A 22,587-nucleotide genomic window follows, 5' to 3' on the forward strand; every position below is an offset into this window, starting at 1 on the left:
GCTCTTATAACACAGTCACTTTTCTGACAACCTCTTGCTGACCCATTTGGCAACGAATCAGGTACGTACCTGCGGCCAATTGCTCTACGGGCAGTTGCACCCGGTTTTCGCCCGCAACACTAACGTATCGAACCTGATTGATTGACCGGCCCAATAGATCGGTTATGATAAAGACACAGGCGGCTGGCTGGTCGGCAGTAAACAGCACAGTCAGGTTGCTGTTGGTTGGGTTTGGAAACAGGGAAAACAGTCCGTTATCAGGCTCAGCGGCCGTAATCACTACCACCGGATTGGTTGGCAGTACGTAATTCGACGGGGAATCTACCAGTCGGGAAAGTGCTTTGACGTAGGCTGACTGGTAGTAAATCGCAGGCTCGGTGACTGACCAACTGGCATCGGGCCAAACGGTGTTCCAGTCGCGGTAGCTTTTTTGGGCGGGCTGGTTGCAGGGCGGTATCAGTACGCAGTTTCCCTGTCCGGGCTGGTAGCTTTTGTTTGGCCCACCAGGTACGTAGCCTGGCGGTGGGCCACCTTTGGCCGAGGTTCCTGCTTCGGCCCAGTCTGTTTTATCGGCGAACCACGAGTGGTAAATCCGCTTCACTGAGTTTTCGGCCCCAAATTGGCGCATGTTGCTCAGGTACACCAGATTAAGTGGGTTCACACCATGCAATGCATGAATCAGATCTTCGCTTCGCTGCCGGTAATGGTCGTTCCCAGCCGGGTCAAGTTTATATTGAACCAAATCAAAATTAATGTTGGCAAAGTCGGCTCTGATTTGGCAACTGCCCCAGTGATATTGTGATTCAGGCATGTAAGCGCGGTAGGGATCGGCCTGACCGGTTGGTCGGTACAGATCGAGCCGTTGCCCGTCGCTCAGTTTACGGCTTGTAATAGCCTGCGCCACAGAGGCGGTTGCTCCGGGTAGTTGGGTATAGTACAGCAGGGCGTCGCCGTGGATGGTTTCGTAAGGCCCCCACCAGCCCATGACGCCGATAAGCCGGTAGTTATCATCGACAATCTGCCGATAACGTACCTCACCAGTGAGCCCGTACAGATAAACAGCGGCCGTTACGCGGGCTTTTTTCTGCTCGCTTTCATCCCAGTCGGCATCACCCGCTTCGATGACGCCATCATCGATATTCGTGTTCTTTACGGGCGTATTTTCGTACCAGTCGAAACCCAGAACGGCCAGTCGGCGCAGTTCGGTGGCGTACACTTTCTGGCTAGGAATTTTGTCGTAAACCAGGGCCGCATGGGCAAACATACCCGCAATGGCAATGGCCGCGGCGGTCGATTTTTCGGGGTAATAGTAGCGGGGGCGTGTATCGGTGCTGGGCGGCAGACTCGACCCCGGCGCGTTGGCAATCAGGCCCATTTTAATGATGGCTGATCCATCGGCGTTTTGCATTTTCCGAAGCCAGTCGAGTTCCCATTTTAACTCGTCGAGCAAATCGGGCAGGCCGTTTCCGCTTTCGGGCAGGTTCAGATCGTCGGTCCAGATGGCGGGTTTTTGGTCATAGGCATCGAGCAACTGATGTACGGGTTTGGCCGCGAAGGTGGTGTACTTGTTGTAATCACCCGCATCCCACCACCCGCCCGACAGGTCGCGGGCCGTTGCGGCGTTACCGCGATCGCGAACAGACCGGGCACCGGGGTCTTGTGTAGGGCCGACAAACGAAGCGCCATCTGCCCAGTTAGTACCGGCAAACTGGGCTTTCTTCTCGAAGTTGCAGCGGTTATAATAGAACATTCTGACTGCCGTGCGGAGCAGGTTATTGTACACATCGGCGTGAATCTCGAACCGGTACGAGCCCACTTGCTGCCCCAGATCGTAGACATAATAACTGCCGGGCGTTTGCACCGATGAGAAATCGAACCACCACGCTTTATCGCCCGACGTAGCGTCGGTGTTGCCATTGTTCCAGGCCGACAACGTACCCCGAAGCACCACGGCGTCATCGTCCCAGCGCCGCAGTTCATACTGATTTGCGCCGGTTGAGGGAGAAAACGACTGGCTGATGTTGAACCCCTGCACCGGATTGCTGATCACCGCTACCTTGCCCGAAGTTGGTTTATAGCCAAACTGATCGATGTGAATGTTATCGGAGGTACGTATCGGAGCCGCCCATGCCGATAAGGAGCAGCACAGAAGGAAGGTAAGGAGAAATCGAGCCATAGTGATGAGCGTATCAGCGGTATTGCCATGTGAAGAAAACAGGCACGTAGCAGCACTACATGCCTGTTTGGTTGTAAACCTATGAAGCAATGAGTTAAGAGGAGTTTTTAGATTCTTCCGGTACTTAACGAAGGTAAAATTGCTTTTTATTCAGATATGATGCACTCGTCTAAACCCTAGCTGCTCATAAACTAGGGTTTACACTAAGGTGAAGGGGTATAGGGCTTGACGCTGGCGCGAGCATGTGCTCGTGCCATTCATGTCGCAAGCATTCGCTTGCAGCGCGAATGCGCAATATAGTAGTGCAAGAATGAGTAGCCAGTTGCAATTGCGCATTCGCGCTGTGCAAGCGAATGCTTGCGACATAAGGTGCACGAGCACATGCTCGCGCCAGCGTCAGAAAATGCGCTGTCACCCCTCACCAATTCGGAAATAGCGAACATCGCTTTGCACAGAGGCCAGTAAATGTTCGGTGCGTTCGGGACGGGCGTCGGTGACAAACAATTGCCCAAACGCCCCCTCGTCGACCCGCTGAATGAGTTTAGCGATCCGGCCGTCGTCGAGTTTATCGAAAATATCATCGAGCAACAGAATAGGAAGGGTCTGTTTTTCCTGCTGTAACTGGTCAAATTGGCCCAGCTTGAGGGCGATGACAAACGTTTTCTGCTGCCCCTGCGAGCCAAAGCGCTTCAACGAAATACCATCGATCAGGAAATCGAAATCGTCGCGGTGAACACCCATCGTAGTGCGTTGCATGGCTATGTCACGGCTTCGATTCTGTACAAAAAGGTCATCGAAACCCATCTTGTCGAGGTCCGAATCATACAGGATTGTCACGGCTTCGCGGCCATCACTCAGGTACGTATAGTGTGCCTGTACGCTGGGTAGCAGGTCGGCAATGAATCGTTTTCGCCGGTCATAAATCCGTTGGCCAATGTAGAGTAGTGGTTCGTCGTAGGTGTCGAGCAGTTCGTGGTCAACGTTGCGGCGATCGGCAAACAGTTTCAGTAGGCTGTTGCGTTGCTTTAGCACGTGCTGGTATTGCAGGTAATCCTGAAGGTATTCGGGGTCGAGTTGGGCTAGTACGCCGTCTACAAACTGGCGTCGGTCTTCGCTGTGCTCACGCACCAGATCGGTATCGTTGGGGGCCATCAGCACCACCGGAAAGCGGCCAATATGCTCGCTGACGCGTTCGTAGGGCTTTTTGTCGGCCAAAATAGCTTTGCGTTGCCCGCGTTGCAGGCTGATGGTAATCTGCGTGGGCCGATCGTGCTTGACAAACGTACCGTCGAGAATGAAGTAGTCTTCGTTGTGTGTCACACTCAGGGCATCGAGCGACTGAAACGCACTTTTCGACAAGGCCAGAAAGTAAATGGCGTCGAGCAAATTGGTTTTGCCACTGCCGTTTGGCCCCACAATGACATTGACCTGCCTGCTAAACGTGAAGAGCGCATCTTCGTAGTTCTTGAAATTGGTCAGGCTAAGTTTATCGAGATACATAAATTGGGGGAGGAAAGGAGGAAAGGGAGGAAAGGAGGAAGAAAAAAGGGGTCCTGCTGGTTTAATCCGGCAGCGAAGCTCCTTTCCTCCCTTCTCCCTTTCCTCCTTCCTCCTTTGTTCGTACTTTTGCAAGCGTTTTGCCCGGAAATAGCAACAAAGATACGTTCCCTTTGTTCGACACATAACCGGTCGATATACCCTCTACTCAGGATACACATGGCAACCGTCAAAGACAAGGCTCCCGCCGCCAAAAGCAACGGAAAGGCAACTCCGACCAAAACACAGCACCCCAAAGAGCGGTACATGTATTGGTACGAGTCAATGCAACTACAGCGCAAGTTTGAAGAAAAAGCCGGGCAGCTCTACGGGCAACAAAAAATCAAAGGTTTCTGCCACCTATACATTGGTCAGGAAGCCTGTTCGTCGGGTTCTTACTCAGCCCTGACTCCCGATGATAAGTGGATCACCGCTTACCGCGACCACGGTATCCCACTGGCACTTGGCTCAGATCCGAAAGCTGTTATGGCCGAGTTGTACGCCAAACAAACGGGTTCATCGAAAGGAAAAGGTGGGTCAATGCACATCTTCGACAAGTCGGTCAATTTCGTAGGCGGACATGGTATCGTAGGAGCTCAGATTCCAATGGGTGCCGGTATCGCTTTCTCGGAGAAATACAACAAAACGGGTAACCTCTGTATTTGCTTCTTCGGTGATGGAGCCGTTCGTCAGGGTGCCCTTCACGAAGCGTTCAACATGGCAATGTTGTGGAAACTGCCCGTGATTTTTGTCGTTGAAAACAACGGCTACGCCATGGGTACGTCGGTAGCCCGGACGTCGAATGTGACAGAACTGTACACGATCGGCGAATCATACGATATGCCGTCGGAGCCTGTTGATGCCATGGAAGTGGAAGCCGTTCACGAAGCTGTTAGCCGCGCCGCCGAGCGTGCCCGTGCTGGTGAAGGACCTACTTTCCTGGAGTTTCGTACCTATCGCTACCGGGGTCACTCAATGTCTGACCCACAGAAATATCGGAGCAAAGACGAGGTTGAGCAGTACAAGCAGCGCGACCCAATCGAAAACGTCCGTCAGCATATTCTGACAAACGGTTTGGCCACGGAAGAGGATCTGGCGGCGATTGATCAGAAGATCAAGGCAACGGTAGACGAATCGGTGAAATTTGCCGAAGAATCGCCCTACCCACCAACCGAAGAGGCGTTCAAAGATGTGTACGTGCAAAAGGACTATCCATTTTTAATGGAATAGTTATTGTAGTCCAATGTTCAATGTCTAAAGGTTTAAAGTTTACGCTGTTGAGGTTCGTTTCAGATTGGGCTGGGCAACGCAAACTTTAAACACTTAGATATTGAACCTTGGACTATTTTTTTTACTTTTGCCCCTCAAATTGCAACTTGTATGAGCAAGAAAAACGCGGGATTGGAATTTATCGAAGATCCTGACGCACTGGCCGGTCGCTTAGAAAAGGCCGAAGATTTTTTTGAAATGAACCGCAACCTCATTTTTGGAGTAGTGGGCGGTCTTGTTCTGGCAGTAGCTGGCTACTTCGCGTACCAGTATTTTCAGGGTGAGAAAAACCTTGAAGGGCAGGACAAACTCTTTAACGCGGTTTATAAATTCGAGCAGGATTCGCTGCAACTTGCCTTGAACGGTAAAGGCGCAACGCCTGGCCTGCTGGCCGTTGCCGATGACTATAGCGGCACGAAAGCCGGTAATCTGGCTCATTTCTACGCGGGTACGGCTTTATTGAAAGAAGGCAAGTACGATCAGGCTATCGAGCAGTTGAAAGATTTCAGCTCATCAGACCTGCTGGTTCAGGCGCGGGCCTATTCACTGATTGGCGATGCCTATTCGGAGAAGAAAAGCTACACTGAAGCGGCTGAGTATTACGAAAAAGCGGCTGAATACAAGCCAAATAAGTTTTTCACGCCCGGCTACCTGCTGAAACTGGCGATTGCTCAGGAAAACGCGAAAGCCAACGACAAAGCGATTGAGGCCTACCAACAGATTCTGGACAAGTATCCGGAAACTGCCGAAGCGGTTAGTGCCAAGAAATATAAATCCGTACTCGAAGCGCAAAGCGGCGAGTAGTCAACCGGGTACGTATTATTACGAATACACAAAGGGACGAAGCCGTAACAAGGTTCGTCCCTTTTTTTAGTTTGGGGTTTGTTGTTTGAGGTTCGTCGTTGCGCTGCTTATCAGCCAACTCACAGGCGAGCAGCGCAACGACGAACTTCAAACAACAAACCCCAAACTTATTTTTATGTCTTCTGCCGATAAAAATCTGAGCGTCTTCGCCGTCGATAATTTGCCTGATATCAGCGCGCGACGGTTTGCCCTTGTTGTGGCCGAGTGGAATGCCGAGGTGACCGAAGCCCTGTTTCAGGGAGCCTACGACACGTTGCTCAAGTATGGTGCTACCGCCGATAATGTATTGCGGGGTAACGTACCTGGTAGTTATGAACTGACCCTGGCCGCACAGTGGTTCGCCGAACGCGCCGACATCGACGCGGTGATCTGCATTGGCTGTGTTATTCAGGGCGAAACCAAGCACAACGATTATATCAACCACGCCGTAGCGCAGGGCTTCACAACCGTCAGTCTGAAAACCGGTAAGCCCGTCATTTTCGGCGTATTAACCCCCAACACCCAACAACAGGCCCTCGACCGGGCGGGTGGTATTCACGGCAACAAAGGCGACGAAGCCGCCATGACCGCTATCAAAATGCTGGGATTGAAAGAGTCAATTAACAAATAAGCCTTCAATCCTCTGTCTTCAGTCTTCTGTTGCGTTGCTAATTCCAGAATCATTGTGATTAGCAACCTAACAGAAGACTGAAGACAGAGGATTGAAGACATAAATTTTACCTCCATGCACGTTTGGAAATTTGGCGGAACCTCGGTGGGAAGACCGGAGCGGATGCACTCAATTCGGAATTTGATTACAGCCGATTCGACCCGGAAAGTGGTTGTACTGTCGGCCTTATCGGGCACAACCAATGCGTTATTATCGATCGGTGAATCGCTGAAAAGCAACGCCGAAGATGAGGCGTTCGAGAAAATTGAACACCTGAAAGCGCACTACGATAGTTTTGTGCGCGACTTGTTCAAAACGTCGGAAGGCCTGGCGGCGGGTCAGCGGATCATCTCGAACGAGTTCTCGTTTTTGCGCTCGTTGACACGTATTAAGCCGTTCACATTGAAGCAGGAAAAAGAGCTTGTTGCGGAAGGTGAATTGCTGAGTACCCAGATTTTCTCGGCCTATCTGACAGAAGAAGGTGTATCGTCGGTGTTGTTGCCCGCGCTGGAGTTCATGCGGATCGATGCTGATAATGAGCCTGAACTGGCCGTCATTGATCAGAATCTTCGCGAGATGCTGCCCCCACACGCTGATAAACAGATCATTGTAACGCAAGGATTCATTTGCCGGAATCCACGTGGGGAGGTTGATAACCTGAAGCGGGGTGGATCCGATTATACCGCGTCACTAATCGGTGGTGCTATTCGGGCCGAAGAGATTCAGATCTGGACCGACATCGACGGAATGCATAACAACGACCCACGTATCGTGAAAAAGACGTTCCCAATTCGGGAGCTGACGTTTGATGAAGCGGCCGAGCTGGCTTATTTCGGCGCAAAAATTCTGCACCCGTCAACCATTACGCCGGCTAAAATGCGGGGTGTTCCGGTTCGGTTGAAAAATACGATGGCCCCCGAAGCGCCAGGTACGTTGATCACCGATAAGGTGAGTGGAGACACGCAGAACGGGCAGGTATTCAAAGCCATTGCAGCCAAGGATAACATCACGGCGCTTTACATCCATTCAACCCGAATGCTGAATGCGTATGGTTTTCTGCGTCGGATTTTCGAAATTTTCGAGCGCTTCAAGACGCCGATCGACCTTATCGCTACGTCGGAAGTGTCGGTATCGGTCACGATCGATAATGTAGATAATCTGGCGGCTATTCAGGCGGAGCTGAGTCAGTTCTGTGAAATGGAGGAGCCCGACTATGACCAGACCATTATCTGCATCGTGGGTAACTTCAGCTCTGATCATCCGGGTATTGCGCTACGGGTGTTGAAAGCCATGGAAGGTATTCCAATTCGGATGATTTCGTACGGAGGCACCGAGCATAACATTTCTCTACTGGTGCATGGTCAGTACAAAGCCGAAGCACTGAATGCGCTGAACGATAGTCTGTTTGTAAATGCTTAACTTGAGCTAGTCATCCAGCGCAGGTACCCTTGCGTTGGGTGCATTAGCGCTATAGCCATGACCGACAAGTATGTCGTATGGGATCAACTTAACGAGTTAGAACTTTCTGCTGAGCGGGTTATCAGTACAAGGGTTTGGAACAGGCTTCATTGGAAAGATATGGTTGTAACCGATTTGTATCAAAATGTTCAGGAAGATGGTAAGCGGCTATGAACAAGAGCAAAGAAGAAACTATCCGATTCAGGCTTGACAAATCTAACGAGGTGATGCGTGAAGCAAAAGCACTGGTTGCTATCAAGAGTTGGTCAGGCACAGTAAGCAGACTATACTACAGCGCCTTTCATGTCGTATCTGCCTTAATGTTAGATCGGGACATTCGAATTAAAGCGCATTCTGGTGCTAAGGCGATGTCTGAACTGCACTTCATAAAGACAGGCGAAGTAGAAAGTAAATGGTCTAAGTTTTATACAAGGCTTTTTGAAAACCGCAACGATAGTGACTACGAAGACTTCGCTGTCTTCACTGCCGACGACGTGCTGCCGCTAGTACCGCAAACTGAAGAATTCATTGACGTGATTAAACGTCTGATTACCAAAAGCTAATGCTACAAATTCCATTCATCCGCGAGAATAAAGACCTGGTTTTGGCCGGTCTGCGGAAACGCCATTTCACGGGTGCTGAGTCAACTGTTGAGCAATTGCTGGATCTTGATCAGCAGCGCCGAGATACGCAGAAAGAGCTTGATGATACGCTGGCCCGTCAGAATGCCATTGCCAAAGAAATTGGGCAGTTGATGAAGACTGGTCAGAAAGAGGCGGCCGAAGCAGCCAAGGCGGAGACTGCCACTCTAAAGGAAACGTCGAAGGTGCTGAACGAGCACCTGACGGGTTTCGAACAGCAGGTGCAGGCTATTCTTGTAACGGTGCCCAACATCCCGCATAGCAGCGTACCTGAAGGCCGCTCGGCCGACGATAACGAGGTAGTTCTGGAGTGGGGCGATAAGCCAAACCTGCCCGCAAGTGCCGAACCGCACTGGGACCTGATCAAACGCTTTGGCCCTGGTGGTGGTCCTATGATTGACTTTGAACTGGGTATCAAAATTGCCGGTGCCGGTTTTCCGGTGTACAAAGGTCGTGCTGCCCGTTTGCAACGTGCGTTGATCAACTTCTTCCTCGATCAGGCGCTGGCCGCTGGGTACGTTGAGGTGCAGCCGCCCATTGTGATCAATGAAGAGTCCGGGTTTGGTACCGGTCAATTGCCTGACAAAGAAGGGCAGATGTATTACGCCGATGCCGATAAGCTGTACCTGATTCCAACGGCCGAAGTACCGGTTACGAACCTGTACCGCGATGTGATGGTGGCCGAGTCTGACCTGCCTATCAAAAACGTAGCCTATACGCCTTGCTTTCGGCGCGAGGCGGGTTCTTGGGGCGCTCATGTGCGTGGCCTAAACCGCCTGCATCAATTTGATAAAGTGGAGATTGTCCGAATCGAGAAGCCGGAGAACTCGTACGCAGTGCTCGAGGAGATGAGTCAGCATGTGCAGAAATTGTTGCAGATGCTGGAGCTGCCGTATCGTGTATTGCGGCTTTGCGGCGGCGATATGGGCTTTACGTCGGCCTTGACCTACGATATGGAAGTATGGTCGGCCGGGCAGGGTCGTTGGCTTGAGGTCAGTTCGGTCAGTAATTTCGAGACGTACCAGTCAAACCGGCTGAAACTCCGGGCCAAGCTCGACGGCGGCAAACCAACATTGCTGCACACGCTGAACGGCTCGGCATTGGCATTACCCCGTATTCTGGCGTCTATCCTGGAAAATAACCAAACTGCCGAAGGTACCATTCGTATACCGGCTGTGCTGGTACCGTATTGTGGTTTTGAGGTGATTGACTAGTAACGCGGACTTTAGTCCGCATTTTTTTCGTGTTAAAAAAATAGTATGTAAGAAAAATGCGGGCTGAAGCCCGCGTTACTAACAGTCGCACGAGTAGTTGGCGTAGCCGGGGTAGTATGGCGAAAGCCGACCGGCAACGCTGATGACACGGTCGAGGGGAATATGCTGCCCGTCGGCGAGATCGAGCGTTTCGAAGTCGTTTTCGTGGCTGACACCCAATACCATCGCATCGGTCTTGATGAACTCGTTGAGATCGGTGAGGTATTCGATGCGAACAAATTTCCGGGGCTCAATGGCCGCACGAAAGTCCGTAATATCGGAGGTTTTCATAGGGGAAACGTCAGTAGTGGTCATTGTAGTCATTCATTGTCATTTTTCGTAAACCGGACAATGAGCGTTCACATGTAAAACAAATAGAGCCGGTCAGATAGTTGCGTAAACTACCTGACCGGCTCTTATCATGACCGGTAACGTACCCAGCCTATTCGGCTGCGGCGAGGGCCCGGTGGAAATCGCGGAGGATTACCTCTTTCATGGCAATCTTACGTTTCTGCGTATTGATTTTATTCAGAATCTGCTTGTCTTCGGGGTTTTCCGGGTCGAGGGTGTCAATATCCTGCATCGAAAACTGCAGGTCACTTTTCTCCCGTTTCACCAGATACTCCAGTTCCCGGATCTTAGTGCGTAACTGTTCAGCCTGACTTTTCAGGCTGAAAGCGGGGTATTTACGATCGAGTACACGACCGAGGTAGCTAAGCTCAAAAATCTTGTCGCAGGCGGCCCGGAACTTCTCATTCACGGCTTTATCCTGCATTTTGAACGGCACCTTTATCTCTTTCCAGGCATTAAGTAACTCTTTGGCCCGGTTGGCGGAGGTGAATATTTCTGAATCAGGCACTTTAGAAAGCAATTCCGCTTCGTCGGCCATCTTCATTTGCTGCTCAATACGTGGGTCGATCCGTTTCTGGATAACAATGCCTTTGGCGTTGTTGTACTTTTCGAATACATATTGCACGGTGCGTTTGAATCGCTTGTGCAGTTTGCCGCCTTTCTTGATCGGTACTTCGCCGATATTTTTCCAGGCGTTGTTCAACCGACGAACCTCTTGATAAACAATGTCCAGGTCGGGGTTCCGAACGGCGCGTTCAACCAGTTTAATCATCTCTTCGTACTGGTCGAGACGTTCCTGAATGACTTTGTTTTGTTCGTTGAAGAATTCACGACGACGCTGGAAAAAACCGTCGAGCAAATTTTGGAATTGTTCTTCTACTTCTGCTTCAACACTCTTATCAACCGGCCCCGTTTTTATCCACTTCGTCTTGATGTCCTGAAGGGCTTCGGCGGTTGGTTTCCAGTCATCACTTCCGGCAATTACCTCAGCCTCACCAATTAAGGCTCGTTTTATTTCGAGATTCTTTAGCTGGTTGGTGTGTATTAAACCAGATAAAATATCTTCGAGTTGATCGAGGCGATCGAGTAGGGGTGGGAAGTCGCCGATGGCATCAAAACTGATTAATTTGCGCCGTAATTGTAGCAATTTAGTCAGATATGACCCTTTGTTTTGGGCCTCTGTTACCTCCTCTTCCAGTTGCGCAACCTTGCTCTGAGCAATGACAAAGCGGTTTTTAAAGTAATCGAGCGCTTCCTGCTCGGTGCGTTTAACTTCGCCGATCTGGCGGTCTGGATAGTCGAGGTAGCCCTTTAAAAATACCTTTCCGTCTTCGACGTAACCGTATTCGTCTACCAATGAAGCATTTTCCATTTTTCCTTACTGAAGGGTTCTTGCGAGGGTTAATTACCGATATTTGCCCAACCACAAACATAGGCAAAAAATGAGCCAGGAAACCATTATCTTTTCTATGGCGGGGGTAAGTAAAATTATTCCCCCCAACCGACAAATCCTAAAGAACATCTACCTTTCGTTCTTTTACGGTGCCAAAATAGGGGTGCTGGGACTCAATGGGTCCGGTAAATCTACACTCCTGCGAATCATCGCCGGGATCGACAAAAGTTACAACGGAGAGGTTGTTTTCTCGCCCGGTTACTCAGTCGGAATGCTCGAACAGGAACCGCAACTCGACCCGGCCAAGACGGTGCGCGAAGTGGTTGAAGAAGGTGTGCAGGAAATTGTTGACCTCCTGAAAGAGTTCGACCAGATCAACGAAGCCTTTGGTGATCCCGACGCTGACTACGAAAAACTGGGCGCCCGGCAAGCCGACGTTCAGGAAAAACTGGATCATTTCAACGCCTGGGAACTCGACACCCGCCTCGAACGGGCCATGGATGCCCTGCGTACGCCCCCGTCCGATGCACTGATTGCAACGCTATCGGGAGGTGAAAAACGGCGCGTAGCCCTGTGTCGTTTATTGCTTCAGGAACCCGACGTTTTGCTGCTCGACGAACCAACCAACCACCTCGACGCTGAGTCGGTGCTGTGGCTGGAGGAACACCTGCGTCAGTACAAAGGCACCGTAATTGCCGTAACCCACGATCGTTACTTCCTCGACAACGTAGCGGGCTGGATTCTGGAACTCGACCGGGGCGAAGGTATTCCCTGGAAAGGCAACTACAGCTCGTGGCTCGACCAGAAACAGCAACGGCTGGCGAAGGAAGAGAAGACCGAATCGAAGCGGCAGAAGACGCTGCAACGCGAACTGGAATGGGTACGCATGGCCCCTAAAGCGCGGCAGGCGAAGTCGAAAGCGCGGCTTGGTGCCTACGAGAAGATGCTTGATGAAGATTCGCAACAGCGCGAGAGTAAGCTGGAGATCTTCATTCCACCCGGACCACGGCTTGGTAACAAAGTGATTGAAGCGCAGGACGTAGCCAAAGCGTTTGGCGATCGACTGCTCTTTGAGAACCTTGACTTCAAACTGCCACAGGCGGGCATTGTTGGTATTATTGGCCCCAACGGCGCGGGTAAAACAACCTTGTTTAAGCTGATTACCGACAAGTATAAGCCCGACGCAGGTACGTTCGAGGTGGGCGAAACGGTGAAGGTGGCCTACGTTGATCAGGAACATGATGGCCTCGATCCCGATAAGACGGTGTACCAGACCATTGCCGATGGCAACGACTGGATTATGCTGGGTGGCAAACAGGCCAACGCCCGTGCGTATTGCAGTCGCTTCAACTTCGCCGGGGCCGATCAGGAAAAGAAAGTAGGTACGTTGTCGGGTGGTGAGCGTAACCGTGTTCATCTGGCCATGACCCTGAAAGAAGGCGCTAATCTGCTGTTGATGGATGAGCCAACCAACGACCTGGACGTGAATACGTTACGAGCGCTGGAAGAAGGGCTGGAAAACTTTGCCGGTTGTGCCGTCATCATCAGCCACGACCGTTGGTTTCTCGACCGGGTAGCGACGCACATTCTGGCTTTTGAAGGCGATTCGCAGGTGTACTGGTTTGAAGGAAACTTCTCGGAATACGAAGAAAATCGTCGCAAACGCCTGGGCAACGACGCCACACCGAAACGTATTCGGTACAAGAAACTGGCGTAGAGCGTATGGCGGCGTAAACAGCTTGGTTACGCCGCCATACCAATCGTCTTGTTTTATCTCACGCGTACACTTACAGATGCTTCGTCATCTTCACCTACACCATACTGGTTGCTATGAGGTGAGTTATGGTCAGGTTGGTCGCAGGCAGCTATGACTGCCTGAATCAATTGTTCGTTTTCTCCCTGTACCCGGACGGTTAAGTGAGTTAAGTTAGGTTCTCCAACAACTAGACTTCCGATTGGCACAGTTACTACTTGTCCCTGCACGAATAGTCCCGCTGGGTTGAGCACTTGCCACCCGTTGGGTAAGGTAACTTGAACCGCAATGTTTGTAGCTGTTAGTGAGCCCCGGTTCATAACCTTAACAGCCAGATTTATAGTCGTCCCTGCCAATGCTACTCGATTGCTCACTTGTAAGGCCAAACTGAGGTCTGCTTCGGTAGGGTCAGGTGCAGGCTGATTAGTAATCACTTCGGGTAATGTTCGTTGAGTTGGATTAGGCGAAATGGACATAGCATCGCCTGGCTCACTGGTACGCAAATCAATCGTTGTTGCATCATCTTCCCCATCAGCAGTACCCGAGTCAACGTAGCTGTCAGTATCTTCGGGGCTGCCCGCGATAAGTTGGCTGGCAACCTGGTAGCTCCCCGGTTGGGTTACTTTCGCCTGAAAGCTAAACGGTATCTGTGATCCTGAAGCAACAGTGCCTATCGCAATCGACACACTGCTGCCACTGCTGACTACGTTTGCCAGGCCGCTGCTTACAAAAACCATATTGGGTGGTAGGCGGCAAAGCGCAAGTACGCCTGTAGCCGTCTGCTGGCTTTCATTCAAAAGTTGCCCCGTGAACGTAATGACCTCGTTAATCACAGGAACCCGTTTGTTTACAGTTAGTTTCATCGACAAATCGGTAGTTTCGAGTGTTGTGAAGCCATATTGGTAATTGAATCCTGAATTTACGTCAGCACTACAGAGTGTCCGTACCCGGTAGGTGTAGTACGTGTTTTCGGTCAAGCCAGAAATAATAGCTGCTACGATCTGCCCATCATCCGTGACGCCGTTTAATCCGGGTGTACAAGTCAATGAGCTCCAGCTTGTTTCAGGATACGACCGCCATTGTACTTCATACGAAGCATCTGGAACAGATCGCCAGGTAAGTGTTGCGCTGCGTGCCCGGGGTGTATCCCATATTACTACTGGTTCTCCACATTGAGCAACAACCCGAACAGGTGAGGACCAATCGGTAGTTGAATTGTTACAAACCATACGTACCTGCACATCATATTGATTGCTGGAAGCTAAGCCAGCTATAGTATACTGAGTTCCGGACACTATCGGACCTTCAACCCAATCGCTACCTGGCGGATACTTGGGGACGATCCGCCAGCGAACTTTGTAATCAGCCGCGCTCAGGCCGGACCAGACGATCTTGATCGAATTGAACAAGCTTAAGGCGGTTGTAATGCCCGTTGGCTCACTGCAACGAGTTGTAAACTGAAGCGGATTCGTATAGCTGCCTAATCCACCAGTTGAGCATTGTGAAGCCAGACGCCATTCATACGTCTGATTGGCCTGCAGGCCAGTCAGTTCGTAATGACTCGCTGTCAATGAACTTACTGTTGTCCAGTTCGGCTCGCCAGATTGCCGCCATTGCAACGACACAGGAAGCCATATAGTACCATCGTGTTGGGTTTCCCATCGAAAAGATGTACTGTTTTGGCTTGTACTAACTGCACCGGGTATGGGCGGTGCACAAACCATAGAAAACTCTCGTCTATCGGAATACTGACCGGATACCCCATTTTCACAAGTTGCTTTTACCTGCCACTCAAAAACTTTTCCAGAAGGGTGACTGGTGAAGATGTAATCTAACGATTGATTAAAGTACCCGACCCAATGCTCGGTCCAGGCTGTAGTGCCTACCTCCCGGATGCGGACCGTACACGAAGCAGCATGGTAGGCTTTATTCCAGCCTAATGTTATGATATGATAAAACTTATTGCTTTCGTAGAGACCCGTTATTGGGTCAGTGTTGCAAAGAGCTGGTACAACCGTGAGTGACGCTGCACCGCTGGCCTGTCCAATACCGCATATATTGGCTGCCCGGCTTGCCACAAACGCATATTTTCCGATTGAAGATGGTAACGCCGTAAAGGAGTAGGTAGGCGTAGATAACCCATCAATAACCAAGTCGTTTGTCAAAGTTAGGGAAGCGGGTAACGTACCTGTGATGGTTGCTGTAAACGTACCTGATTGCCCGTAGACAAGTGATTGTGATCCCGACAAAGTAATCGATGCCGATATGCAGGGGGTAGCCGATACGTTAACAAGGTAATCTTCTGTTTCCCCGAAGTCTAACCGCACACAGGGGTCAATGTCATCGACGAGATGAACGACCCTCGCACGAATCACAAGTGGGCCAGGCTGAGTTGAGGCTGGAATAACAATCGAACCTGATGCACTACCCGATGTGAGTTGCTTTGTTGTATATAGCCGTTCGTTTGGTTCAAAGCTACCGTTGCGGTCCACATCAGCCCAAATAGCCAATCCTTCCTGAAAAGTTGGACTGATATACTTGGTGGTAAACGAGTAGCTACCTCCAGGTGTTAGGGTAGCATTGGTGGCAGGGAAATACTGGTATGCGTTTATAGAACAACCAGATCCGCTACTCATCACAAAGCCACCCAACACAAACCCATCCAGCCCATCATAATAGCTACATCCTTTGCTAGTGATGGGTTGGCAATAGCGTAGTTCAGACGTAGTCGTAAAGGGCATGGGCGACGTGAATGCTGACATCAACGAAGGACAGACATGAGCCACCCTCCATTGATAGTCCGTAGCAAAAGACAAGGCGCTAAGACTGTTAACTTTAGTCGGAATCATACCGGTAGTCGACCAGTTAGGTGAACCAGTCGGCTGCCATTGTAGCACATAGGCTTGCCCCAGACCATCTGTCCAGCTAACCTGCGCCGAGTTGCCATAAACTGCAACAGTTTGCAGACCCGACGGAACAGCACAAACTGTAGTAAATGAGCTTGTTGCTGCTACGGATAACCCTGCGTCATTGCAATTGCTGAACACCTGCCAGTCATAGGCTTGCCCTTCAATAAGGCCAGTGAGCGATACCGAATTGCTTGATACAGCAAGGCTAGGTGACCAACTATCAGAACCGGCTGTCCGGTATCGAACCACATAGCCGCTGGGCGAATTGGCAACCCAGGCCAGGCGAACGCTCGTGCCCGTGAGGTCAGTAGTAGTTAAACTAGAGGCCGCCATACAAGCAGACGCTGTGATCACTGTTACCCGATAATCTTCTACCTCGCCACTATCGGGATTACCACATACCCCTTCACTAAATGTAGTACGAGTCTGAATCCGAATGGTTAGATTACCCACGGATAAACTCAGTGGCATAGTCATACTCAGCGACGCTGGCGCTGCCTCGTAGCTACTTCGGGCCAATAGTTCATCGACATCAAAGCGATTATTGCGATTTAAGTCTATCCAGACTTCTGTAAACTGACTGTTTACCAGATTCAGTGGTGTAGTCTTTATAAATAGATTTTGCCCTGCAGTGATAGTCGCATTCGTGGCATAACTACTGTAGCCTGACGGTATGCAGCCGGAACCTGCGCTCAACACAGTTCCATTTAGGGATACACCAGATAAGCCATTTGAGTATAAGGAGTTACAATCAAATTTGAAAGAGAGACGGCAGGCAGGTAAGGTGACAGGCACGACAGGACTAAGACTGCCAGTAGATGTGTTCGAGGGACGAATACGGTAGTAATAAGTTGCGCTGGTTGGTGGGTAATCAGAAAACCCTACTTGGTTTGGCCCAACGCCACCAATTGGCACAAAGCCCTCGTTAGGGCGAGTAGAACGTTCGATGAAATAGCCCAGTTCATTGGTTGCATTATCAACCCAGGTTAGCATCACCTTTTTCCCATCTGCAGCCAATTCGGCTAAGAAATTGCCTGGTGCAGCCACCAATGAAGAGGGGTAATCAAGTGTGTATGCCGTATGACTCTGTCGAAGTGACAAGCCCATTAGGGCACGTTCAAGTTGCCCAGAAGTAAACTCATGTTCGCAGTGGTTGTAATACGACATGATATTTGACAGTGATGGGTCATATACTTCACCTACCGGATCGGTAACACTACCCGTATAACGGAGACAACCACCACTGTTTGTCGTTGTCCCTTCAAGGCGGGGATAGGGGTCGGCGGGGGTATCACAAACAAAATCTCCTGCTGAGGAACAGTTAGCGCCGGGCCCACGACGTACCAATTCGGGACTACTGCCAATGCTGCCCTGAAAGGTATGGTACAGATTGAAGGTGTGTCCTAGCTCATGCGTCAGGTTGAGTGCGAAAGAGTTCTCTGACGTAAAGAAATCGCCCTGTCGGACAAAAAGTCTGGTTGATGTCAGATCATCAGACGGATAATTAGCGTATCCAGCCAAAGTTGGATCATCAAAATTATTAACAATGTATAGATTCAACGCATCAGGTGCATCACGTCCTGCCAGCCACAAGTTTTCATTGGCTACTTCAAACTTGGCGTAGTAAGCATCATTATCTATGTAGTCGGGCGTTGTTCCGGCAAAATAAAATAAGATACCGTACCCGTTTTGTAAGAAATAGCTGTTGGCGGCAGCCATAACCCGATTCAGTTTAGGGAGATCAATACCGCCTTGCCCCACCGCGTTTCTGAAGATGTGGACGCGAATGGGAACATAGCTAACGCTGTTGGCGACTATTCGCGCAGCGCCTCGTGCAGACAGTATTTTTCTCGTTGCTAACTCAAGCTCCTGTTGTTGATTGTCGGTCAACTCAGGCATACCACACCGAAACTGCTCTAATGGCGTGAATTTATCTTGTGAAAAGCCAGATAAAGAGAACAACAGAAAAGAAGTACTCAGTAAGAAAATGTAGAATTTATGCATGAAGGCAGGCTAGCTAATAATTCAATACTCAAATATGCTACTTTTTTTTACTTATGATTTTATTTATCTAATATGAATGATCAAATGTTGATATGTTTATGAAATAACAAATGTTTACACCATCTAACCTGTTCAGCACTGGGATTGTGCCAGGTATCATTAGGTACTTTCATGATAAAAGAGCCGGGTTTTCGTCCGGCTCTTTTATCATGAAAGTATAACCAAAATAATGTGTCGCTTAACCCCGCATGCCGCGCAGCAGTGTCTGGCATTTCATCTCGGTTTCGAGCCACTCTTTTTGCGGGTCCGAATCCTCGGTAAGGCCCGCACCAGCATAAAGCGTAGCCGTTTTTCCTTCCAGCGACAGGCAGCGAATGTGAACGAACAACTGACTGGCTCCGTCGATGTTGACCGGGCCGACAAACCCGGCGAAGAAACCCCGGTCGTGGCGTTCATGGGTCTGAATAAAGTGTAGCGCTTCGGGGCGGGGCATGCCACACACCGCCGAGGTGGGATGCAGCAAGCGTAGCATCACTGTACCCAGTTGAGGAAAATTCACCGCCTTTGTGTCTACGGTATACTGCGTACAGAGATGCATCAGGTTACCCGCCTGTGCCGTTTTGGGGCCTTCTTCCAGGTATTCGCGCAACCGGATTTTCTTGAAACAGCCAATGATATAGCGGCTCACCAGGGCCTGCTCTTCAATCTCTTTCTGCGACCAAAGGGCATCGGCGGTACGCTTCATAACTCCTTCCGATGTATAGGCCGATTGGGTACCGGCCAGTGCTACGGTCTTAAAAATCCCCTCACCATCGATGGTTACCAGACGTTCGGGAGTAGCCGAGAGCCATACCTGTGCGGGCCTGCCACCGGTGCCTTCGGGAAGCCAAACGGCCGAAATGAAGGCGGTAGGGTAAGCTGCGCAGAGGCGATCAAAGAGCGTAATCACGTCGGGCTCCTGATTGAATTCCAGCGTTTTCGTGCGTGACAACACCACTTTCCAGAACCGGCCTTCCCGCATGGCGTCAACGGCCTGAGCGACTGTTTCCTCAAAAAAAGCTTGTGCGTCGGGGTTGGGCTGTTCGACAAACGAAATCGGGGAAGTTATGCTAGTCGACTGCCGGGCAGTCAGATACGTTGCCTCGTCGAAAGCACGAGTGGCGTCTGTATCGGGCGTGTGGCGGTGGGTTAGCCGATTACTGGCATCGAGCACAACATGACGATCGGCCTGGAGGTAGAACGCTTTGGCAAAATCATCAGCTGGCGCATCAAATAAGCCAATGGCAAAACCGGGGGGACGCTCGTCGAGGTCGATGGGTTCCTGTTCGGTAAGTGTATCGCCGAGGTGAACAATCAGGTGCTTCTCTGACTGACTGGGTAGCCGCCAAAGAGCGGCAGGGTGGTCATGCGCCCGGGCAGTTTGCCAGAGATGATCAAGAGTAATAGCTAAATGAACCGTAATGGCGGAGTCGGCAGCTGAAGCAGTCATGAGCGCAATAAGGTGCAAAAGGACCTTGTATGCCTTATAAACAGTTTGTACGCGAATTTGGTGCTGTCAATTCGGCTTCAGCTGCCAGCGCACTACTCGGTTACTACTTCGCCGTTGAACGTCAGTGTAACAGGCCCGCCGTCAGCGTTCGACTCTACGTAAACTGACTTGCTAAAGGCACCCAGACTTGCGGCGTTGAAAGTGGCTTTGATCTGACCTGTTGCACCGGGCATAACGGCTTCTTTGGGCCAGTCGACACCGGTGCAGCCACACGATCCTTTGGCAGATGTTACCAGTAGCGGAGCTTCGCCTTTGTTGGTAAACGTGTATGAAACGGTTACCGGCTTACCCTGCTTTACTTTACCAAAGTTGTAGGTTGTATTGGCCCAGCCAAAGGCAGCAGCCAACGTGTGGGCAATTACCGTTCCGGTAACTAAAAGTGCGGAGAAGAGGAGTGTTAATGTTTTCATGAATAAACTGATTAAGAGATGTTTATGTGCCCGTCAGACCCTCCGGCGGGTTACTGAATCAAAAGTAGACCAATGCACCTTCGAGTCTTGTTAATGGCTGGTTATCAGTTGTTAATGAAATGTTAAAGGTGAATTTGAAGCGCGAAGGAATGAATGAGTGAAAGTGCAAAAGCGTACTTTAGTTGGACAAAGGGTGAACCGAGACGCCGAATCGGAGTGAATGAGTGGCTATGGATTGGTGAGCACTGGATAATGACCAGACTCCTGACTCATCTACTTTTTCCGTCTGTGGCTTAGTCACCCTTTCGCCATTCACCCTTTCACTTTTTATCCCCGTGTCTCGTTCTCTTATCAGGCTTCTTGTTGTGCTCTCGGTGATTGCTATTGTGGGTATTCTCACGGTGCAGGCCGTCTGGTTGCGGCGAGCCTATGCCCTGAGCGAACGGCAGTTTCGGCAAACGGCCTTCGTAGCGCTGCAGGAAGTGGCCGATGAGGTGGCCCGCCTGAATAAGATTCGCCAGTCGCGCTCGGCAGTAAGCCAGCTTTCTACCGATTATTTTGTAGTTAGAACAGATGCACCAATTGACCCGATTTTGCTGGAATATTACCTGCAAAATGCCTTCCGGCGGCATCGCCTCATCACCGATTTTGAGTACGGTATCTACAATTGTGAAAGCGAACGGATGGTTTACGGCGCCTATGTTAGTTCGCCGAAAGCCCCTGTTAGGCAGTCAGTCAGGCGAATTGGTCAGCAACGAACACTCCCCAAAATTCAGGGCTATACCTATTATTTCGAGATTCGTTTTCCGGGTCAGGCGGGGGTAGTCGCTGGCCAACTCGACGGCTGGATTGCCTCGTCAATAGCGGTCGGTTTGGTGGTAATCCTATTTGGGTATACACTTTGGGTTGTATTGCGCCAACGGCGGCTCACCGAAATTCAGCGCGATTTCATCAACAACATTACCCACGAACTGCAAACGCCCGTGTCGACACTGCGCATTGCGGCGGGCGTATTGCAACAGCCCGGTATTGGTCAACAACCCGACCGCCTGCGCCAGTACGCCCGCATTGTGAACGAAGAGAGCCAACGGCTACAACAGCAGGTCCAGAGCGTGTTGCAACTTGCCCGGCGGCAGCGCAACGGCTTTGCATTACAACGTACCCAGATTGACTTGAACGAAGTGATGACCACACTGGCCAGACAGTATTCGCCACCCCTTCAACTCGACTTGCAACCCGAACCGGCTCTGGTGATGGCCGATCGCTATGCCCTGGAAACACTCTTGACAAACCTGATCGACAATGCCCGAAAATACGGCAACGGTGTACCCTGCATTATACTGCGTACACGTACCCACGAAAAACGACTTGTCTGGTCGGTTGCCGATAGAGGAATTGGTATTGCCAAAGCGCATCATCGGGCCATTTTTCGGCAATTTTACCGCGTTCCTACCGGCGATGTACATAATATAAAAGGCTTTGGTCTGGGTCTTTATTATGTTCGGCAGGTTGCCCTTGCGCATGGTTGGCGTATTCGGTTAGAAAGTATCGTAGGCCAGGGTAGTCGTTTTATAATCAGTAGTTCGCTTTAATCCCGTTTAGCCTTGGTAACCCGCGCCCGCATTCTATACGTCGAAGATGACGTTAATCTCAGCTTTGTCACTCGCGATAACCTGGAAGCTGCTCAGTTGGCGGTGCAACACTGCGTTACGGGAAGTGAAGGATGGGCTGCTTTTCAGGCTGAATCATTCGATTTGTGTCTGCTCGATGTGATGTTGCCGCAAACCGATGGTTTTACGCTGGCAAGGCAGATTCGTGCGGTTGACCCCGAGGTACCTATTCTGTTTTTGAGTGCCCGCGCTGATCGGGATGACCGGCTGACCGGCTTGCGTTTAGGAGCCGATGATTACCTGACAAAGCCTTTCAGTGTTGATGAGTTGATTCTGAAAATCGACGTGTTTCTGAAACGGAGCCGGGCTACTTCCGCGGCCCGCCCGGTTCAGGTACGTTCGGCACCGTTGGCGGTAGGTACGTTCCTCTTCGATCCGGGTAATCTGACGCTCTGCCGGGCCGGGCACTGCGAGGCGCTCACCCAGCGAGAAGCCGATGTGCTGGCCTTCCTGCTAGCTCGTTCTAATACCATCGTTCGCCGGGATGATTTGTTACGGGCCATCTGGGGCGATGATGACTACTTTATGGGTCGTAGCCTGGATGTATTTATTTCCCGATTACGCAAGCGGCTGGCCACCGACCCGATGGTAAAAATAGAAAGTGTGCATGGTGTTGGGTTTCGGCTTGCTATTCCGGTTTTCGGAGGCCTAAATGAGCGGTAAAATTTTAGGTAATCTGGCGCTGACGGGTATCTTTGTTAT

The 22,587-nt window shown here is 50.7% G+C and carries 16 protein-coding genes; 9 read left to right on the top strand and 7 right to left on the bottom strand.

Going from position 1 to position 22,587, the window contains the following annotated elements; all coding sequences use genetic code 11:
• Positions 1–4: 4 nt before the first annotated feature.
• Positions 5–2,176, bottom strand: coding sequence for a glycoside hydrolase family 9 protein (locus ACAW87_RS08280; RefSeq protein ID WP_370722905.1), 2,172 nt, complete (start codon positions 2,174–2,176; stop codon positions 5–7).
• Between the two features lie 411 nt (positions 2,177–2,587).
• Positions 2,588–3,676 carry a DNA replication/repair protein RecF gene (gene recF / locus ACAW87_RS08285; protein ID WP_370722906.1) on the bottom strand — a complete coding sequence of 363 codons (1,089 nt, stop codon included), beginning with the start codon at positions 3,674–3,676 and terminating at the stop codon, positions 2,588–2,590.
• Between the two features lie 216 nt (positions 3,677–3,892).
• On the opposite strand from recF, the gene pdhA reads away from it, so the two are divergent.
• The 6 genes from pdhA to serS all read left to right on the top strand — a co-directional run bounded on the left by pdhA (position 3,893) and on the right by serS (position 9,807).
• Entirely contained in the window at positions 3,893–4,942 is a 1,050-nt protein-coding gene (gene pdhA, locus ACAW87_RS08290; protein WP_370722907.1) for a pyruvate dehydrogenase (acetyl-transferring) E1 component subunit alpha, read from the top strand.
• A 150-nt stretch (positions 4,943–5,092) separates the two neighbouring features.
• Positions 5,093–5,785 carry a tetratricopeptide repeat protein gene (locus tag ACAW87_RS08295; RefSeq protein ID WP_370722908.1) on the top strand — a complete coding sequence of 231 codons (693 nt, stop codon included), beginning with the start codon at positions 5,093–5,095 and terminating at the stop codon, positions 5,783–5,785.
• Between the two features lie 175 nt (positions 5,786–5,960).
• Complete coding sequence (gene ribH / locus ACAW87_RS08300; protein ID WP_370722909.1) at positions 5,961–6,455, top strand: 6,7-dimethyl-8-ribityllumazine synthase; 495 nt, start codon at positions 5,961–5,963, stop codon at positions 6,453–6,455.
• A 114-nt stretch (positions 6,456–6,569) separates the two neighbouring features.
• Positions 6,570–7,913 carry an aspartate kinase gene (locus ACAW87_RS08305; RefSeq protein WP_370722910.1) on the top strand — a complete coding sequence of 448 codons (1,344 nt, stop codon included), beginning with the start codon at positions 6,570–6,572 and terminating at the stop codon, positions 7,911–7,913.
• A 209-nt stretch (positions 7,914–8,122) separates the two neighbouring features.
• Positions 8,123–8,515 carry a HEPN domain-containing protein gene (locus tag ACAW87_RS08310; RefSeq protein ID WP_370722911.1) on the top strand — a complete coding sequence of 131 codons (393 nt, stop codon included), beginning with the start codon at positions 8,123–8,125 and terminating at the stop codon, positions 8,513–8,515.
• Positions 8,515–9,807, top strand: a complete 1,293-nt coding sequence (gene serS / locus ACAW87_RS08315; RefSeq protein ID WP_370722912.1) for a serine--tRNA ligase — start codon at positions 8,515–8,517, stop codon at positions 9,805–9,807. Before ACAW87_RS08310 ends, serS begins: the two co-directional genes overlap by 1 nt.
• Positions 9,808–9,885: 78 nt before the next feature.
• Here serS and ACAW87_RS08320 read toward each other — a convergent pair whose 3' ends face one another.
• Both ACAW87_RS08320 and ACAW87_RS08325 read right to left on the bottom strand, forming a co-directional pair.
• Positions 9,886–10,137, bottom strand: a complete 252-nt coding sequence (locus ACAW87_RS08320; protein ID WP_370722913.1) for a hypothetical protein — start codon at positions 10,135–10,137, stop codon at positions 9,886–9,888.
• A 151-nt stretch (positions 10,138–10,288) separates the two neighbouring features.
• Positions 10,289–11,569: a DUF349 domain-containing protein gene (locus tag ACAW87_RS08325; RefSeq protein WP_370722914.1), complete on the bottom strand. Its 1,281-nt coding sequence runs from the start codon at positions 11,567–11,569 to the stop codon at positions 10,289–10,291.
• Positions 11,570–11,639: 70 nt separating this feature from the next.
• Here ACAW87_RS08325 and ettA point away from each other — a divergent pair, with 70 nt between their 5' ends.
• Positions 11,640–13,307: an energy-dependent translational throttle protein EttA gene (ettA, locus tag ACAW87_RS08330; RefSeq protein WP_370722915.1), complete on the top strand. Its 1,668-nt coding sequence runs from the start codon at positions 11,640–11,642 to the stop codon at positions 13,305–13,307.
• 53 nt (positions 13,308–13,360) lie between these two features.
• On the opposite strand, the gene ACAW87_RS08335 is transcribed toward ettA, so the two are convergent.
• From ACAW87_RS08335 to ACAW87_RS08345, 3 genes are all read right to left on the bottom strand, one after another.
• The gene (locus tag ACAW87_RS08335; RefSeq protein WP_370722916.1) at positions 13,361–18,256 is read right to left on the bottom strand and encodes a GEVED domain-containing protein; all 4,896 of its coding nucleotides are present in this window, start codon (positions 18,254–18,256) and stop codon (positions 13,361–13,363) included.
• A gap of 238 nt (positions 18,257–18,494) precedes the next feature.
• On the bottom strand, positions 18,495–19,745 hold the full coding sequence (locus tag ACAW87_RS08340; protein ID WP_370722917.1) for a chorismate-binding protein: 1,251 nt from the start codon (positions 19,743–19,745) through the stop codon (positions 18,495–18,497).
• 92 nt (positions 19,746–19,837) lie between these two features.
• Complete coding sequence (locus ACAW87_RS08345) at positions 19,838–20,215, bottom strand: DUF1573 domain-containing protein (protein ID WP_370722918.1); 378 nt, start codon at positions 20,213–20,215, stop codon at positions 19,838–19,840.
• A gap of 335 nt (positions 20,216–20,550) precedes the next feature.
• Between ACAW87_RS08345 and ACAW87_RS08350 the strand changes: the two genes are divergently transcribed.
• Together ACAW87_RS08350 and ACAW87_RS08355 are read left to right on the top strand one after the other, a co-directional pair.
• Positions 20,551–21,807 (top strand): sensor histidine kinase, encoded by a 1,257-nt coding sequence (locus ACAW87_RS08350; protein ID WP_370722919.1) that lies wholly within the window; start codon positions 20,551–20,553, stop codon positions 21,805–21,807.
• Between the two features lie 12 nt (positions 21,808–21,819).
• Positions 21,820–22,548: a response regulator transcription factor gene (locus tag ACAW87_RS08355; RefSeq protein ID WP_370722920.1), complete on the top strand. Its 729-nt coding sequence runs from the start codon at positions 21,820–21,822 to the stop codon at positions 22,546–22,548.
• Positions 22,549–22,587 lie beyond the last annotated feature (39 nt).

Origin of the sequence: Fibrella aquatica, from assembly GCF_041321135.1 — a bacterium.
GTDB lineage: Bacteria > Bacteroidota > Bacteroidia > Cytophagales > Spirosomataceae > Fibrella > Fibrella aquatica.